This is a genomic window from Pseudomonas japonica, assembly GCF_900188455.1.
Taxonomy (GTDB): domain Bacteria; phylum Pseudomonadota; class Gammaproteobacteria; order Pseudomonadales; family Pseudomonadaceae; genus Aquipseudomonas; species Aquipseudomonas japonica.
On record NZ_FZOL01000029.1, the window covers coordinates 46,078 to 61,045 of the forward strand.

The following is a 14,968-nucleotide window of genomic DNA, read 5'->3' on the forward strand; positions in this document are numbered from 1 at the left end:
AAACAGGGTGAAACCACAGGCGGTGCACAAGAAAAGCGCTCGGGACCGACAGCGCGCGCTGTGGCTGCTGCTGGCCCTGCTGCTGAGCTACCTGTTCATCTGGCCAGTCAGTGCCCTGGCCGCGCTGGCCCTGGCATGGCTTGGGCAAGCGCCAAGTGAGGCGGTACTGAGCAGTTCGATCGGCGCCTTCGTGTTCTACCCGCCACTGGCGCTCTGGTTGCTGTGCGCCCGTCGGGCCGTGCGCAGCGCCCTGTGGCTGGCCTGCGTGGCGCTGGCGCTGCTGGCCCTGCTGCATGCGCTGGCGGGGGCGGGCTGATGTTCGACAGTGTCCGCCAGGCCATGCTGTGGGTGCACCGGGTGTTGGGCCTGGGTTTTTCCGCGTTGCTGCTGATCGCGTTTTTCATGGGCAGCCTGGCCTTGTACGACCGCGAACTGGACAGCTGGATGTTGCCGGCGCTGCGGGTGGCGCCAGCGGCCGCGCCGTTGTCGCTGGACCAGCAGGTGCTGCCACGGGTGGCCAGCCTCAGCGAAGGCAAGGCGTTGCTGCAGTGGTATGTCGAATTACCCGATGCTCGGCGCCCGCTGCTGCGCTTTCAGGCCTGGAGCGTCGAGCGCGAAGGCTTCAGCCGCTTCCTGGTGCCTGGCCGCGATGGCGTAGTGTCTGCCGCCGATAGCCGTGGCGGTGACTTTTTCTACCGCCTTCATTACACGCTGAACATCAATGCCTGGAATCTCGGTACCCGGCTGCTGGGCCTGGCTGCGATGGTCGGGCTGATCGCCCTGATCGCAGGGGTGTGCATTCACGCGCGATTGTTCCAGGATCTGTTCACCCTGCGCACCGACAAGGCCCCGCGGCGCCTGCTCGACCTGCACAACCTGAGCAGTGTGTTCGCCTTGCCGTTTCATGCGCTGATCCTGCTGAGCGGGCTGCTGATCCTGTTCCCGCTGTATCTGCCCGCGTCCATCGATGCGTTGTATCCAGGTCAGGCCGAGCAGTTCGCGGTGCAGGCCAAGGCTGGCTACAGCCGGCCGGCGGCGGGCGCGCCGGGGCCATTGGCGTCCCTCGACGGCATGCTGGTCGAGGCCCGCCAGCACTGGGGCGGCGGTGCACCAGCGTTCGTCAGGGTCTGGCACCCGGGTGATGCCAATGCCTATGTCGAGGTCAGCCGCAGCCTGGCCGACCGCCTGAGCCTGGACGGCCAGACCCTGTATTTCGATGCCGCCAGCGGGCGGCTGCTGCATGAATCGCGGCTGCCGCCCGCGGCCGCGACCCTGGATGCGCTGGCCGGGCTGCATGTGGCGCACTTCGACCAGCCCGGCTTGCGTGCCCTGTACTTTTTCGCAGGCCTGAGTGGTTGCGTGATGCTTGCCAGCGGCCTGCTGTACTGGCTGGCCAAGCGTCGTCTGCGGCAGCCTGCCCGGGACGGGGGCGCGATGGCGATGACCCTGCTGTGCAGCGTGCTGATCACCGGCATGCCCCTTGCCACGTTGGCCATGCTGGTGGCGAACCGCTGCTTGCCGTTGACCTTGAGCGGGCGTGCCGACTGGGAGGTGCGGGTTTTCTTCGCCGCCTGGGGGCTGGCCGGGCTGCACGCGCTGTGGGTGATTGGCCGTTGCGCGCAGGCCCGCGCGCCCTGGGCAGCGCAGTGCCTGGCGATCAGCGCGCTGGCGCTGCTGGCCGTGCTGTCGAACGCCTGGAGCACGGGCGATCATCCGTGGCGGGCGCTCAGTCAGGGTTTGTGGGCGGTGGCCGGTGTCGATCTGGTACTGCTGGGTAGCGCATTGCTTGCCGGTAGCCTGGGCTGGCGCTTGCGCCGGGGTGCTGCGGCCGGGCGCAGGTTGGCGGAGGTCAAGGATGCCTGAGTGGCTGACGAGTGGACTGGTGTTGGGTCTGCAGACGCTGGGCCTGGCGTTGCTGGCCCTGAGCCAGACCGGCCATTGGCAGCGGGTGATGCAGTCGCGAGCGTTCCCCGCTATACGTGCTCTGCGCCTGTCAGCGCTGCTGGTTTCGAGCCTGGCATGGCTGGTGGGGCAAGCCGGTCTGGGGCTGGCAATAGGGACGTTGTTCTGGGCCCTTGCCCTGGTGCCCTGCGGATTCGGCGTGAGCGTGATGTTGTGCTGGCGCAAGGTCTGGTTGCGCCGGCTGGGTCGATGTTTTTGTGGCTGAGGTCAGTGAATGGGCGGGGGCAGGTGCTGGTGTGGCCAGCTTCATGAGTCCAATGGGTTTTCTGTGGATCTGAGGAAGTGATCACAAGCTGTCCGGATCCCCCGCCTTGGTACATGCAGGACTTCAGTTCATCTCGCCGGTGCGTGGGCAACGAAGCTGGAGCGGCCCCGCTGACGTCAGCCTCTGTGATGACCCATACGCGGCAGTGCGGCGGCACTCCGTAGGCCGAGAACCAGCGCAAGCCAGTACGTAGCCGCATTCAGTCCACCGAAGCGCTGCGCTCACTGCCGGGGAAGTAGCCAAAGCGTTTCTTGAATACATTCTTGAAGTAGTAGAAGTTGTCATAGCCAATGTCGTAGGCAACATCCTGCGCGGCTTTGCCTTGCGAAAACAGCAACAGCGCGATGTCCATGCGGTGCTTTTCCAGAAACGCACTGATGGTCAGGCCCGTGTACTGCTTGAAGTAGCGCTTGAGGTAACACTCGTTCATGCCCACCTGGCGGGCGAGCTTGGGAATGGTGATTTTCTCGCTGCAGCGTGATTCAAGAATGGCGATGGCTTGCTCGACTTCCTTGCGGTACTTGTCATCCTGCTGCGAGGGCAGGGTGAAGAGCGAGCCGAGCAGCGACAGGGCGACCCCTTCGATATTGATCAGGTCCAGCTCGGAGTTGGCCTTGGGCAAACCGACCAGGTAATGCAGGGCGCAGACCAGTTTGGGATCGAGGGTGTCCAGCATCATCACCTCGGATCGATCCAGGTCCTGAAAGAAGCGCGTGACCTTGTTCTGTCTGATCGAACTGCCGATTTTCTCCAGCAACTCGATATTGAACTCCATCGACAGGGTCGTTACCGGCGTGCGCGCGGGTATGGAAAACACGACCGGGCCGAACTGGCCTTTGCGCAGGAAGATCTGCGGCGCCTTGACCTGATACTCCTCACCGCTGTCCGGTCGGGTGAACTGACAGGTCCCCGTGAGGAACACCGTGATGCCAAAAGAGCGGAACGGCATTTCGCAATGCAACTGCGTGGCTTGCTTGAAGCAGAAGTGACCACGGCCCAGGCAGATTCTGCCGAAATCGTACAGATCATTGCTGCCCTGGCCCAGGCCGGGGTTGATGTCATGCACGTGGTAATTGTTGGCCAATGCTGTGCTGGGCGAGAACAGATCGGTGAATTTGCGAAGCCTCTGCTTGTGCGCTGGCGTGTACAGCACGTGGTCTTGCATGCAACTCATTTGCGGCCCATCCCCTGTGCCTGAGCGTCAGGAATACTCCATATTCACTCAAAAAGCCTTACGGATCAGTTGTTTACCCGTTTTTTGCAAGTGATTCTTATTTCGATTATATGGCAGAGGTGGGCGTGAGTATAGTCGCATGCAATCTTGCTCTGGAGTGACCCGTGTGAGGAAGTACGTTTACCTGGGTGCCTCTGCCATGGCCCTGTGTGTCGGATATGCCGCGTTGACCGGGCCTCAGGCCGTCGAGCCGCAGCGCCTGGCCTATGCACTGACGGTGCAACTTGCCCAGCCCGAGCGGCAGGGCTATGCGCGCACGATCACCGCGACCGGGGCGATTGCTGCTTGGGAAACCGCGGTGCTGTCATCGGAGATCGACGGTCTGCCGGTTGCCCGCATCCTGGTGGAGGAGGGCGACCTGGTCGAGGCCGGGCAAGTGCTGGCCGAGCTCGATCAGCGCTTCCCCCTGTTCGAGTTGCAGCGCCTCAAGGCGCAGGAACAGGAAGCCGCCGTCACCTTGCGTGACGCCCACAGAAACGCTGACAGGGCCCGGGAACTGAAGGGCTCGGGAGCAATTGCCGAGCAACAGGCGAGTTCGATGTTGATGGCGGAAGGCGCTGCTGCAGGCAGGCTCGATGCGCTCAAGGCGCAGCGGGCCAGCCAGCAATTGCGCCTGGAGCGAAGCCGTATCGTGGCATCCGATGCGGGGGTGATCGTTTCACGATCGTTGAGCAAAGGGCAGGTGGTGTCCACGGGGCAGGAACTGTTTCGCCTGTTACGCCAGGGCAGGCTGGAATGGAATGCCCGTCTGGGTTCCGCGGATCTTGCCAGGGTCGTGCCAGGGCAGGCGGTGTTGGTCAGGGCCGGCGGTGCCGTGCATACGGGCAAGGTCAGGGCGATCGTGCCGGACCTTGACAGCGATACCCGTGAGGCGATTGTCCACGTCAGCCTGACGGCGGGGCTCAAGCAGGGGCTGTTCCCGGGCATGTTCGCCCGCGGCGAGTTCGCGCCCGAGCCGCTCGAAGGCTGGACCTTGCCGCGTTCGGCCGTGGTGATGCGCGATGGCCACAGCCTGGTGTTCACCGTGGGCACCGATGATCGGGTGTCGTCCTTGCCGGTGCAGATTCTGGCGTACCTCAAGGACAGGCTGGTGGTCTCCGGTGTCCAGGGCTCGGAGCGAGTGGTGCTGCGAGGCGGTGAGTTTCTCAATGACGGCGATCAGGTCCGGATCGATGCCGCTGAAGTACTGCTGACCAGGAGCTCGCACGACTGATGGCCAATGTATCGCGCTGGTCGATCCGCAACCCGGTAGCCACGACCCTGTGTTTCGTCATGCTGACCCTGTTGGGGCTGCTCTGTTTCAAAACCTTGAAAGTCCGCGACATGCCCGACCTGAACCTGCCGATGGTGGTGCTGACCATCCCGTATCCCGGTGCTTCACCGGCGACCCTGGAAAGCGAGGTGGTCAACCGGGTCGAAGATCAGCTTTCTGCCATCCCGGGCCTGAAGCACTCCTACACGACCATCACCGACAGTATGGTGACCATCACCTTGGAGTTCCCGCTGGAGAAGAACATTCAGGAGGCGCTGGAGGATGTGCGCTCGACCGTCGCCGGCCTGCGTTCACTGTTACCGGCAGATGTGCGCGAGCCGATCATCACGCGGCTGGACATCACCAGTCAGGTGATCATGGCCTTTGCCCTCAGCTCCTCGCAACGTAGTGATATCGAGCTGTCGGAGCTGGTCGAGGATGTCATCCGCCCCCGGCTGTCGCTGATCCCGGAGGTCAATCGTCTCAGTCTGGTCGGGGGTGTCAGCCGCGAGCTGCGGGTCGACCTTGACCCTGTCGCCATGAACGCGCAAGGCATCAGTGCGACCCAGGTGTCCCAGCGACTCAAGCAGTCCTATTCCAACGACGTCGCCGGGCAGGCCATTCTCGGCGGCCGTGAACAGCAGATCAGGGTCATCGCCCAGGTGCGCTCGCCTGAAGACATTCGCCAGTTGGAAGTCCCTCTGGCCAATGGCCGCCGGGTGCGCCTGAACGACCTTGCCGGCGTCCATGAAGGGGTCGCCGATCGCACCGAGGCGGCCTTGCTGAACGGCCAGCCGATCGTCGGTTTCGAACTGTCGCAGGGCAAAGGCACCGACCAGATCCGTTTCGCCGAGCAAGTGCAGGCGTCGTTGGCAGCGATACAGGCCGACTACCCGGACCTGCGTTTCACCAAGACCCTGGACTTCGTGGAGATCGCCCGCGACGAATACCATGGCTCGCTGCAACTGCTGCTCGAGGGCGCGGTGCTGACAGTCATCATCGTCTGGCTGTTTCTCAAGGATCTGCGCGCCACCTTTATCTCGGCCCTGGCATTGCCGTTGTCGATCATCCCTACGTTCATCGGCATGAAATACCTGGGTTTCAGCATCAACATCGTGTCCTTGCTGGCGATCTCCCTGGTGATAGGTGTACTGGTGGACGACACGATCGTGGAGGTCGAGAACATTGCCCGCCACCTGCACAAGGGCATGACGCCGCTGCAGGCCGTCATGCAGGCGACCGACGAAATCGGCCTCGCGGTGATCGCCACGACCTTCACCCTGGTGGCGGTGTTTTTGCCCACCGCGTTCATGAGCGGCATCGGTGGCATGTTCTTCCGCCAGTTCGGCCTGACCACGGTGGTTGCGGTGCTGGCCTCGCTGCTGGTGGCGCGCATGCTGATTCCCATGCTCACGGCGTACCTGCTCAAACCGGTGCAGCGCGAGCCCGAGGAAGCAGCCTGGATGCGGCACTACATGGTGATGTGCCGTTGGTGCCTGGCAAACCGCAAGACAACCCTGGCCAGCGCGCTGCTGTTCTTCGTCGCGTCCCTCGCTCTGGCGTCGCTGTTGCCCAACAGCTTCATCCCTGCCGACGACAACACCCACACTCAGGTCACCCTGCAGATGCCGCCAGGCACCCGGCTCAACGAGATGCTGTCGATCGTTCGCCAGGCCGAAAGCCGCCTGCTGGACATCAGGTACATCGAGCAGATCTACACCACCGTCGGTGGTGGCTCGGCGGGCAGCGACCCGCTGGCCGGGCAGAGCGCTGCCGATCAGGCGACCTTGACCCTGCGTCTGGTCGAGCGCAGCCAGCGACCCGACAAAGGCCAGGTCCAGACGCTGATCATGGCGCGGCTGGGCGACCTGCCAGGGGCGCGCGTGAGCGTGGGGCTGGGCGCCTCCAACGACAAGTACAAGGTCTACCTGGTGAGCCACGACAAGCAGGCCTTGAAGGAGGCATCCAACCGTTTCGAACAGGACCTGCGGCGTATCGAAGGCTTGAACGGCGTGCAGGCGCAGAACAATCTGCAGCGTGCCGAGGTGTCGGTGAACGTGGACTTCCAGCGCGCCGCAGACCTCGGTGTCACCGCAGCAGACATCGCCCAGACCTTGAGGGTCGCCACAGTAGGTGACTACGAAGAGAACCTGGCCCGCTACGATTTGCCCAAGCGGCAGATGCCCGTGCTGGTCAAGTTCAATGACCAGGTGCGTACCGACCTGGATTCGCTGGAAAACCTGCTGGTGCCCGGCAGCCGGGGTGCGGTGCGTCTGGGGGAGGTAGCGAGGCTCGGGCTGGACAGCGGACCGACCGTCATCAGCCGCCTCGATGGACTTTACAGTTCGGGCTTCACCCTGATGATCGGCAATCTGAACATGGGTGAGGTGCAGCGGCGGATGCAGGCCATGCCCAGCCTGCGGAACCTGCCGGCGGGGGTAGAGATACGCGAACTGGGCGATGCCGAAGCCAACCGCGAGCTGGTTGAAGGCTTCATGCTGTCGATGCTGGCCGGGGGGCTGCTGATCTATTCAGTGCTGGTGTTGCTGTTCAAGGATTTCCTGCAGCCGTTCACCATCCTGATTGCCTTGCCGCTGGCCGTGGGTGGTTCGCTGGTCGCCATGCTGCTGACTGGGCAGAGCTTCTCGCTGTCCACGCTGATCGGTTTCATCATGTTGATGGGCATCGTCACCAAGAACTCCATTCTGCTGGTCGACTACGCGATTGTCGCCTATCGCCAGCAGGGCGTGGGGCGCACCGAGGCGGTACTCGACGCCTGCCACAAACGTGCGCGGCCGATCATCATGACCAGCCTGGCCATGGGCTTTGGCATGCTACCCATAGCCCTGGCGCTGGGCCATTCAGACATGACCTTCCGCTCGCCCATGGCGATAACCATTATTGGCGGGCTGACCACATCGACCCTGTTGAGCCTGCTGATCGTGCCGACCGTCTTTACCTATGTCGACGATTTCGAGCAGTGGCTCAAAAGGCGCGTGATCCGCCATTGAAGGCAGCGCCCTGAGAGGTGCGGGCGCAGCGTGTGGCGAGGGTCGAGGCGCTGCCGCACCGGCCCGGACTCACATTCCGTACGATTGTTTTTCCTTTTTTTTATAGCCTTTCCCGTTTTTGAAGGAACCTTTTGGTGCTTTCCCTTATTTTATGAGAATGATTTTTAATATCATTTGAAGGCATTTGTAAGGTGATTTCCCTGATGCGCAACTCCCTCTCCAGTCATGTCTGCTTCGCTCTTCTAATGGCTCAGTCGGCTGCCCATGCCGAAGAAAAGGTGCAGCCTCCTGTCGAGGCGGAAGCTCCCGCAAGTTCCGAAAGCAAGGAGCAGGTTGCCTCCTCGGCGCGTGAGCTGCCGGCCTTGACGGTCACCGCCCGCGGCGTCGAAGAAACCTTTCTGAGCACGCCGATGATGGTTGATGTGATCAGTTCCAGAGAAATCACCGAGCGCCGCCTGACCACTGTGGCGGATGCTCTGCGCACCTTGCCCAGTGTCGATATTCACGAAGGCGGAAACGTTGGCAACTCGTTCATCTGGATTCGCGGCACAGGCTCACTGACCCACACCAGCCTCGATGACGGCAGTGTCGACATGCGTATCGACGGGGTCAGCAACGGCCTGCTGGGTATGTCGCGCAACCTGCTGGACGTCGAGCAGGTCGAAGTTGCCAAAGGCCCTCAGGGCACGCTGTTCGGTCAGGGGGCCGAGGCGGGTGTGGTGACGGTCAAGACCTGGGACCCTCAGCCGGACTTTCAGGGCAAGGTCGGCTTCGGTGTGGGCTCTGACAGTCAGCGAAGCGTCGAGGGCATGCTCAACCTGCCGCTGGATAATTACTGGGCGCTGCGGGTTGCGGCGACGCGTGATGAAACCGATGACTACATCGAGAAGCGCGAAAACGGTCACCCGCTCAACCGCAAGACCCGTGACGCCATGCAGGCCAAGCTGCGCTTCAATGATGGCGAGCGCAACGACATGGTGCTGCAGGTGTATGAGGACTCTTCCGATAACTTCATGCCGCTGGTGCTGAACCTGGAAGAGAGCACGCCGCGTGTCACCACGGGCGGTCTACCCCATGACAGCTATCGCAAGAATCGCGGTGTTGTCCTCAATATCAAGCACGATCTGGACTTTGCCCAGTTCCAGTCGATCACCTCGTTCCACAACCACAGGGGTGAGGTGGGTCGCCCGGCGCGCCCGCTGGACTTGCTGAACATCACCTACAACTCGATGGGCATTCCGGCGGCGCTGCGCCCGGCGCTGAATAAGTACTTCAGCGAAGACCGCAACAACCGCCAGGTTCAGACCGACGACATCGACCGCTACTCGCAGGAGTTCCGTCTGGTGTCCCCCGAGGGCAGCGAAGTGGGCTGGGTCGGCGGCATCTATCTTTCCCATCAGGACCGCGACTTCGCCTTCGATTCCTTGCGTGATCTGTTCGTGCTCCGCGGCGTCACGCTGGTGGGCAACGACAACTACAACGCGTTGCAAGAGCGCAACTACAAGACCGACAGCAAGGCGATCTACGGCGAGATCACTTATCCGCTCACTCAGCGCCTCAGCCTGATCACCGGTCTGCGTGCGGTCGATGAAAGGCTGCGCTACAAGGCGTCCTGGATTCCCAACGGCAACAACCCGCTTGGGGTCAACGGCCCCCGGTACGATGCACAGACCCTCAATGACACCTATGCCACCGGGCGGGTGGGGCTGAGCTTGGAGCTGAGCCCGCAGTGGACTGCCTATGTGATGCAGAGCAAGGGGCACAAGTCGGGCGGTTTTGCCGACTACAGCACAAACGTGCCGAACGGCGAGGCCGACACGCCCTACAAGGCCAGCAAGATTTCCGCCACCGAAGTGGGCGTGAAGTACGCAAGCGAAGATGGCCGTGTGCAGACGAGCATGGCGGTCTACCAGAACACCGTCGATGACGACCACATCACGACCTCGACCTACCCGACCTACCTCTACGACACCAAGACCGTCGACAGCCGTTCCCGTGGCGTGGAGCTCGAAGGTCGCTGGCGCGCCACCGAACAATTGACCCTGCGCGCGGCGGCCTCGCATACCGATGCACGGGTGACCTCGGTGCCCGAATCGGCCCGCAGGGTGACCGAGGAGGGTAATCGCATGCCGCAGGTGCCCTACGTCAGCGGCAGCGTGGGTGCCAACTATGCCGATGACCTGCCGTTTCAACTGCTGGGCCACGCCCACTGGTTCACCGATGCCAACCTGCGTTATGTCGGTGATCGCTGGGCCGAGCCAGACAACGGCCAGCGTCTGGACAGCTACACGCTGCTCGATGCAAGCGTCGGTGTGGCCGGCACCTTCGGTGAGGTCAGGCTGTGGGGCAAGAACCTGACCGACGAGAAGTGGGTCTACTTCGGCGTGCAGCCCGGCAACCTGGGGGTGTATGCGCCCGGTCGCACCTACGGCCTTGCCTACACCTACGAGTTCTGAGTGGCCGCGATGAACGATGCACTGAAAATCGAGCGCAAGCCCTGGCTGCTGCTGGTGAGCGTGTATGTCACCCAGTACATGGGGATTGCCTTCATCATCGCCGCAGCCGTGGCGATCATGCGCCAGCAAGGTGTGGCGCTGGACCGCCTGGCGCAGCTCAATCTGATCGCCCTGCCGATCGCGGGCAAGATTCTCTATGCCCCGTTCATCGACCGCTACCGGCCCTTTTTTCGCGGCCAGTACCGCAGTTGGCTGATCATCGCCCAGGCGGTCATGGCGGTGATGCTGGTTGGCGCAGGCTTGCTGGATATCCAGCAGCAGTTTTCGACGATTCTGCTGTTACTGATGGTCTATGGCTTTGCCGTAAGCGTGCAGGACGTGGCGGTGGATGGCCTGTCGTGCAAGATCTTCGAGGCTCATCGCCGTCAGCAGGCCAGCAGCCTGCAGTTCGCCAGTAACCTGGTGGGCAATATCGTCGGTGGTGGTGTGTTGTTGCTGTGCTACCCCTGGTTGCAGTGGCAGGGCGCGCTCTGGGTGCTGGCGGGGCTGACCATGCTGACCTGCCTGCAACTGCTGTTTTTCAGGGAGCCGCCAGTGGCTGCCGATGCGACTGCACAGGCAGACGGGCTCGGCTCCAGGTTCAGGCAACTGGGGCGGGATGTGAGCGGCTTCGTGGGCCGGCAACGCGGGTGGTTCCTGCTCTTGCTGGTCTACCCGGTCGGCTTCGCTTCAGGCTTCGCCTTGCTCAACCCGATGCTGGTGGATGCCGGCTGGTCGCTGGGTGATATCGGTTTTGCCACGAAGGTCGTGGGTTCGCTCATCGGAGTGTTTTCGGCCCTGATGGCCACCCCCCTGATCAACTGGCTGGGGCGCAAGCGGGCCTTGCTGGCACTGACGCTGGCGCAGGCCGCCGGCATGCTGTTCATGGTGCCGGTGGCACTGGGCCTGACCGACAGGCTGCATGCCTACCTGGCGATTGCCGGATACTTTGCGGTCAACCCGGCGCTGCTGGCAGTGCTTGCCACTCTGATCATGGACCGTGCGGCGCAGACCGAAGCCAAGGCGACCTTCTTTACCCTGCAGATCAGCCTGGTGGTGTTCATGGGCTTTGTCTACTCGGCACTGGGCATGGTCGCTGCCAAGCATGTCGGCTACTTCCAGGTCGTGGTGGCCACGGTCATCCTGACCTCGCTGATGGTCTGGGTGATTGGTAAGAGCTTGCCCGCGGAGCGTGGGGTAGCGTCGATGGCAGGGCTGCAGCATGAACACTGAAGCCGTGCGCATGAACCTGTTCTGCCTGTCGCCAGGCGGTTGCAGCGCGTCGATCTACACGCCGTTCAAGCGACAGGCCGGTGAGCTGATCAATGTACTGGCGCTGGACTATCCGGGGCACGGTGCCCGCGCCAGAGAGCCTCTGCAGGATGACCCCGACACGCTGGCCCGGGACGTGCTCGACGCCATCGAACAGGCCGAGCCGCTGCCGTTCGCGCTGTTTGGTCACAGCCTGGGGGCTGCCCTGTTGTGGCGGGTACTGTCATTGCTGGAAAACCGACCGGCCATCGAGCGCCTGAAGTTGCTGGTCGTGAGCAGCCGGCCACCCCGGTTGTTCATGAACATACCGGCAAAGCACAACTGGAGTGACCAGGCGATCATCGACGAGTTGTGCAAGTACAAGGCAACAGCAGCGGAACTTCTGGATAACCCGCAAGCGCGCGAGTTTTTCCTGCGCATCATGCGCAACGACTTTCGCCTCAGCCATAACATGCCTGTCGATCCGATCGGCAAGACGCCCAAGGGCAGGGCAGTTGCGTTACTTGCCTTTTACGGTGAACAGGATCCGGATATCCGCGATCCCGAGGCAATGCAACACTGGCGCGGCCACAGCGAGCGCTGGCTGGGATGTCACCGATTGCCTGGTGATCACTTCTACTTTCGCCGCCAGGCATCACTGGAAAAGTTGCTCGATATCCTACAGGACGCGATGTTGACGCTACTGCGCAACGAGTCTTGCGTTTAAGTCAATTCAACTTTCCAGGGCCGGAAAACAGCCGGGCGAAACAGTAAAGCAAAACAGTGAACACTGGATTCGCAAATAAAAAGAATGCCGTGAACGTGGCCTGTAACTCAATGGAACTAGACAGCTTCTACAAGTTGGTCTGCGAGGGAACTATGCCTCATCGTCATGTATCAAGTATCAATGTCCGTCCGGATGGCTATGGCGCTGCCTTTATCAACGGTGATCGCAGGCTCTGTTCGAATGAACTGTTGCAACGGATCCATACACCCGCTTGCGATCGCACTTCGCTCAACCGTGCCATTGCCGATACGTTTGCTCGTCTGCAAGAGCAAGGTGAGCAGGATCCGGTTCTGATCGGTGCCATTCCGTTCGATGTATCGCGGCCCTCGTCGCTGAACTTCTACCGGCGCGCCGATGCAGCGCCCGCTGCAGCTGATGCCGGTAGTGCGCCGATGCAGGTGAACAACATCCGGCCTCTGGTCGAGAGAAGTCATTTTGCCGATACCGTGCAGCGGGCGCTGAACGCGTTCGCCAGCGACGAGCTGTCGAAAATCGTGTTGTCGCAGGCGCTGGAAGTCGAGTTCCTGCAGGAGCAGGACATCCTGGCAATCGTTCGGGTACTGCGGGACCAGAACCCAGGCGCCTATGTGTTCTCCGTACCGCTGTCGGCACACCAGACCATTCTGGGGGCCAGCCCTGAGCTGCTGTTATCCCGGCAAGGCCGGATCGTCACCAGCAATCCGCTGGCCGGTTCCCGCCCACGCTCGGGCGTGGCGCAAGAGAACCACGAGCGGCAGCTGCAACTGCAGCACTCGGCCAAGGATCAGTACGAACATCGCCTGGTGGTCAACGGCGTGGCTGCAACGCTGGCGCCGTATTGCTACCAGATGTCGGTTTCCGAGCAACCGCACATCCATGAAACATCAACCATGATGCACCTGTCGTCCAGCGTTCAGGGGCAATTGCGCAGTGGCGCACCAGATGCCTTGAACCTGGCGCTGGACCTGCATCCCACCCCCGCCGTTTGCGGCACTCCGACCGCCCAGGCCAGGCGGTTCATTCTCGAGCACGAAGGTTACGACCGCCATTACTACGCAGGCCTGGTGGGCTGGATGGACGCCCAGGGCAATGGCGAGTGGGTGGTGACCATCCGCTGCGGGTTGCTTGAGCGCAACAGCATCCGCCTGTATGCCGGTGCCGGCATCGTCAGCGGCTCGGACCCCGAGGCCGAGTGGCTGGAAACTCAAGCCAAGATGAAAACCATGCTGAACGTGTTCAGCGCCTGAAACACTGTTTCAGGTGATCGGCTCACTTGTAAGAACGAGGATCATCATGAGTATTGCCTTGCTGTCCGACTACCCGCTGCCAACCCCGAATCTTTACCGCGAAGCCAAGGTCGCCTGGCCTCTGCAGACGCGCAGATCGGCTTTGCTGATCCACGACATGCAGGATTACTTCGTCAACTTCTACGAGCGCAAGGATGGCCTGATCTCCGACGTCATCGGCAATATCGTGCGGCTGAAGGCCTGGTGTCGCGCGCACGGCATTCCCGTCTATTACAGCGCGCAACCGGCGCAACAGAACCCGCAGGACCGCGGGCTGCTGACCGACATGTGGGGTAGCGGACTGACCGCCCGGCCGGAGCTGGCGGGCATTGTCCAGGCGCTGGCTCCCCAAGCGCAGGACCGTATGCTGGTGAAGTGGCGCTACAGTGCGTTCTTTCGCTCGGACCTGGCCCGGCAACTGGCCGATGAAGGCCGCGACCAGTTGATCATCTGTGGCGTCTACGCCCACATCGGGGTGCTGCAGACCGCCGCCGACGCGTTCATGCAGGGCATCCAGCCGTTCGTGGTCGGCGATGCAGTGGCTGATTTCAGCCAGGCCGATCACCTCAATGCGTTGCAGTACGTGCAGCGCAATCTGGGGGTGGTTAAAACGCTGGCCGATGTCGTCGAGCCCGTGCCGGCCGCCGCGGCGGTGTGCGCATGAGCGTTACCGGCAGCGGCAAGGTGGCCTGGGTGACCGGCGTCAACCAGGGTATCGGCGCTCAGCTGATGAAGCAGTTGCTCGACGCCGGCATTCGCGTGGTGGGCGTTGACCACAGGCACGACAGCCTGCCGGCGCACCTGCGCTCGCTGGTGCACCTGTGCGATGTCGGTGATGGCGCCCGGGTTCGGGAGCTGTGCGCACGGCTGCTGCCCGAGGCGCCGCCGGACTACTTCATCAATGTCGCGGCGGTGCTGCGCATGGGCGCGCACGAGCAACTGAGCGAAGCGCACTGGCTGGAAACCTTCGCCGTCAATGTGCATGCGCCTTATCACTTCCTGAGCTGCCTGACCCCCCATTTCAGGCAGCGGCGCGCTGGCAGCATCGTCATGGTGTCGTCCAATGCCGCACGGGTGCCGCGTATGGGCATGGCCGCCTATGGCGCATCGAAAGCGGCGCTTACCCATTTTTCCAAGGCTGTGGCGCTTGAGCTTGCCGGTGACGGGGTGCGGGTCAACACCGTGTCCCCGGGTTCGACCCTGACGCCCATGCAGTACGCGTTGTGGACCGACGCCCAATCCGAGCAGCGCACGCTGCAGGGCAACCTTGCGCAGTTCAAGTCCGGTATCCCGTTGAACAGGATCGCCAACCCGGAGGATATCGCCAACGCCGTGCTGTTCCTGATCAGCGATCAGGCCGCCCATATCACCCTGCATGACCTGGTCGTCGACGGGGGCGCAACGTTGGGCATGTAGGTAACCGGATACCCTTCAAGTACAGGTTTT

At 62.4% G+C, this 14,968-nt stretch carries 12 protein-coding genes; 11 read left to right on the forward strand and 1 reads right to left on the reverse strand.

Going from position 1 to position 14,968, the window contains the following annotated elements:
- Positions 1 to 7: 7 nt before the first annotated feature.
- From CHB99_RS26155 to CHB99_RS26165, 3 genes are read left to right on the forward strand one after another with little or no spacing between them, the layout of a single operon-like run.
- Entirely contained in the window at positions 8 to 316 is a 309-nt protein-coding gene (locus CHB99_RS26155) for a hypothetical protein (RefSeq protein ID WP_042126468.1), read from the forward strand.
- On the forward strand, positions 316 to 1,863 hold the full coding sequence (locus CHB99_RS26160) for a PepSY-associated TM helix domain-containing protein (protein WP_042126470.1): 1,548 nt from the start codon (positions 316 to 318) through the stop codon (positions 1,861 to 1,863). The genes CHB99_RS26155 and CHB99_RS26160 overlap by 1 nt, the downstream gene beginning before the upstream one ends.
- Complete coding sequence (locus tag CHB99_RS26165; protein ID WP_042126471.1) at positions 1,856 to 2,167, forward strand: DUF3325 family protein; 312 nt, start codon at positions 1,856 to 1,858, stop codon at positions 2,165 to 2,167. The genes CHB99_RS26160 and CHB99_RS26165 overlap by 8 nt, the downstream gene beginning before the upstream one ends.
- 259 nt (positions 2,168 to 2,426) lie before the next feature.
- Here CHB99_RS26165 and CHB99_RS26170 read toward each other — a convergent pair whose 3' ends face one another.
- Complete coding sequence (locus tag CHB99_RS26170) at positions 2,427 to 3,401, reverse strand: helix-turn-helix domain-containing protein (RefSeq protein WP_084702804.1); 975 nt, start codon at positions 3,399 to 3,401, stop codon at positions 2,427 to 2,429.
- Between the two features lie 166 nt (positions 3,402 to 3,567).
- Here CHB99_RS26170 and CHB99_RS26175 point away from each other — a divergent pair, with 166 nt between their 5' ends.
- From CHB99_RS26175 to dhbA, 8 genes are all read left to right on the forward strand, one after another.
- A complete protein-coding gene (locus tag CHB99_RS26175; protein WP_052419481.1) occupies positions 3,568 to 4,674 on the forward strand; it encodes an efflux RND transporter periplasmic adaptor subunit in 1,107 nt (368 codons plus the stop codon).
- Positions 4,674 to 7,724, forward strand: coding sequence for an efflux RND transporter permease subunit (locus tag CHB99_RS26180; RefSeq protein WP_042126478.1), 3,051 nt, complete (start codon positions 4,674 to 4,676; stop codon positions 7,722 to 7,724). Before CHB99_RS26175 ends, CHB99_RS26180 begins: the two co-directional genes overlap by 1 nt.
- A 203-nt stretch (positions 7,725 to 7,927) precedes the next feature.
- Positions 7,928 to 10,180: a TonB-dependent receptor gene (locus tag CHB99_RS26185; RefSeq protein WP_084702806.1), complete on the forward strand. Its 2,253-nt coding sequence runs from the start codon at positions 7,928 to 7,930 to the stop codon at positions 10,178 to 10,180.
- Between the two features lie 9 nt (positions 10,181 to 10,189).
- Positions 10,190 to 11,452: an MFS transporter gene (locus CHB99_RS26190; RefSeq protein WP_042126513.1), complete on the forward strand. Its 1,263-nt coding sequence runs from the start codon at positions 10,190 to 10,192 to the stop codon at positions 11,450 to 11,452.
- Positions 11,442 to 12,197, forward strand: coding sequence for a thioesterase II family protein (locus tag CHB99_RS26195; RefSeq protein ID WP_042126481.1), 756 nt, complete (start codon positions 11,442 to 11,444; stop codon positions 12,195 to 12,197). The genes CHB99_RS26190 and CHB99_RS26195 overlap by 11 nt, the downstream gene beginning before the upstream one ends.
- 56 nt (positions 12,198 to 12,253) lie before the next feature.
- Positions 12,254 to 13,483 carry an isochorismate synthase gene (locus CHB99_RS26200; RefSeq protein WP_212555928.1) on the forward strand — a complete coding sequence of 410 codons (1,230 nt, stop codon included), beginning with the start codon at positions 12,254 to 12,256 and terminating at the stop codon, positions 13,481 to 13,483.
- Between the two features lie 46 nt (positions 13,484 to 13,529).
- Entirely contained in the window at positions 13,530 to 14,186 is a 657-nt protein-coding gene (locus CHB99_RS26205) for an isochorismatase family protein (protein ID WP_052419483.1), read from the forward strand.
- Positions 14,183 to 14,938, forward strand: coding sequence for a 2,3-dihydro-2,3-dihydroxybenzoate dehydrogenase (gene dhbA, locus CHB99_RS26210; RefSeq protein WP_042126483.1), 756 nt, complete (start codon positions 14,183 to 14,185; stop codon positions 14,936 to 14,938). Before CHB99_RS26205 ends, dhbA begins: the two co-directional genes overlap by 4 nt.
- The last annotated feature ends 30 nt before the right edge of the window (positions 14,939 to 14,968 follow it).

Excerpts from the sequence above, each read along its gene's own strand:
- CHB99_RS26160 (WP_042126470.1), top strand. The coding sequence starts at position 316 with ATGTTCGACAGTGTCCGCCAGGCCATGCTGTGGGTGCACCGGGTGTTG.
- CHB99_RS26165 (WP_042126471.1), top strand. The coding sequence starts at position 1,856 with ATGCCTGAGTGGCTGACGAGTGGACTGGTGTTGGGTCTGCAGACGCTG.
- CHB99_RS26170 (WP_084702804.1), bottom strand. The coding sequence starts at position 3,401 with ATGAGTTGCATGCAAGACCACGTGCTGTACACGCCAGCGCACAAGCAG.
- CHB99_RS26180 (WP_042126478.1), top strand. The coding sequence starts at position 4,674 with ATGGCCAATGTATCGCGCTGGTCGATCCGCAACCCGGTAGCCACGACC.
- CHB99_RS26185 (WP_084702806.1), top strand. The coding sequence starts at position 7,928 with ATGCGCAACTCCCTCTCCAGTCATGTCTGCTTCGCTCTTCTAATGGCT.
- CHB99_RS26190 (WP_042126513.1), top strand. The coding sequence starts at position 10,190 with ATGAACGATGCACTGAAAATCGAGCGCAAGCCCTGGCTGCTGCTGGTG.
- CHB99_RS26195 (WP_042126481.1), top strand. The coding sequence starts at position 11,442 with ATGAACACTGAAGCCGTGCGCATGAACCTGTTCTGCCTGTCGCCAGGC.
- CHB99_RS26205 (WP_052419483.1), top strand. The coding sequence starts at position 13,530 with ATGAGTATTGCCTTGCTGTCCGACTACCCGCTGCCAACCCCGAATCTT.
- dhbA (WP_042126483.1), top strand. The coding sequence starts at position 14,183 with ATGAGCGTTACCGGCAGCGGCAAGGTGGCCTGGGTGACCGGCGTCAAC.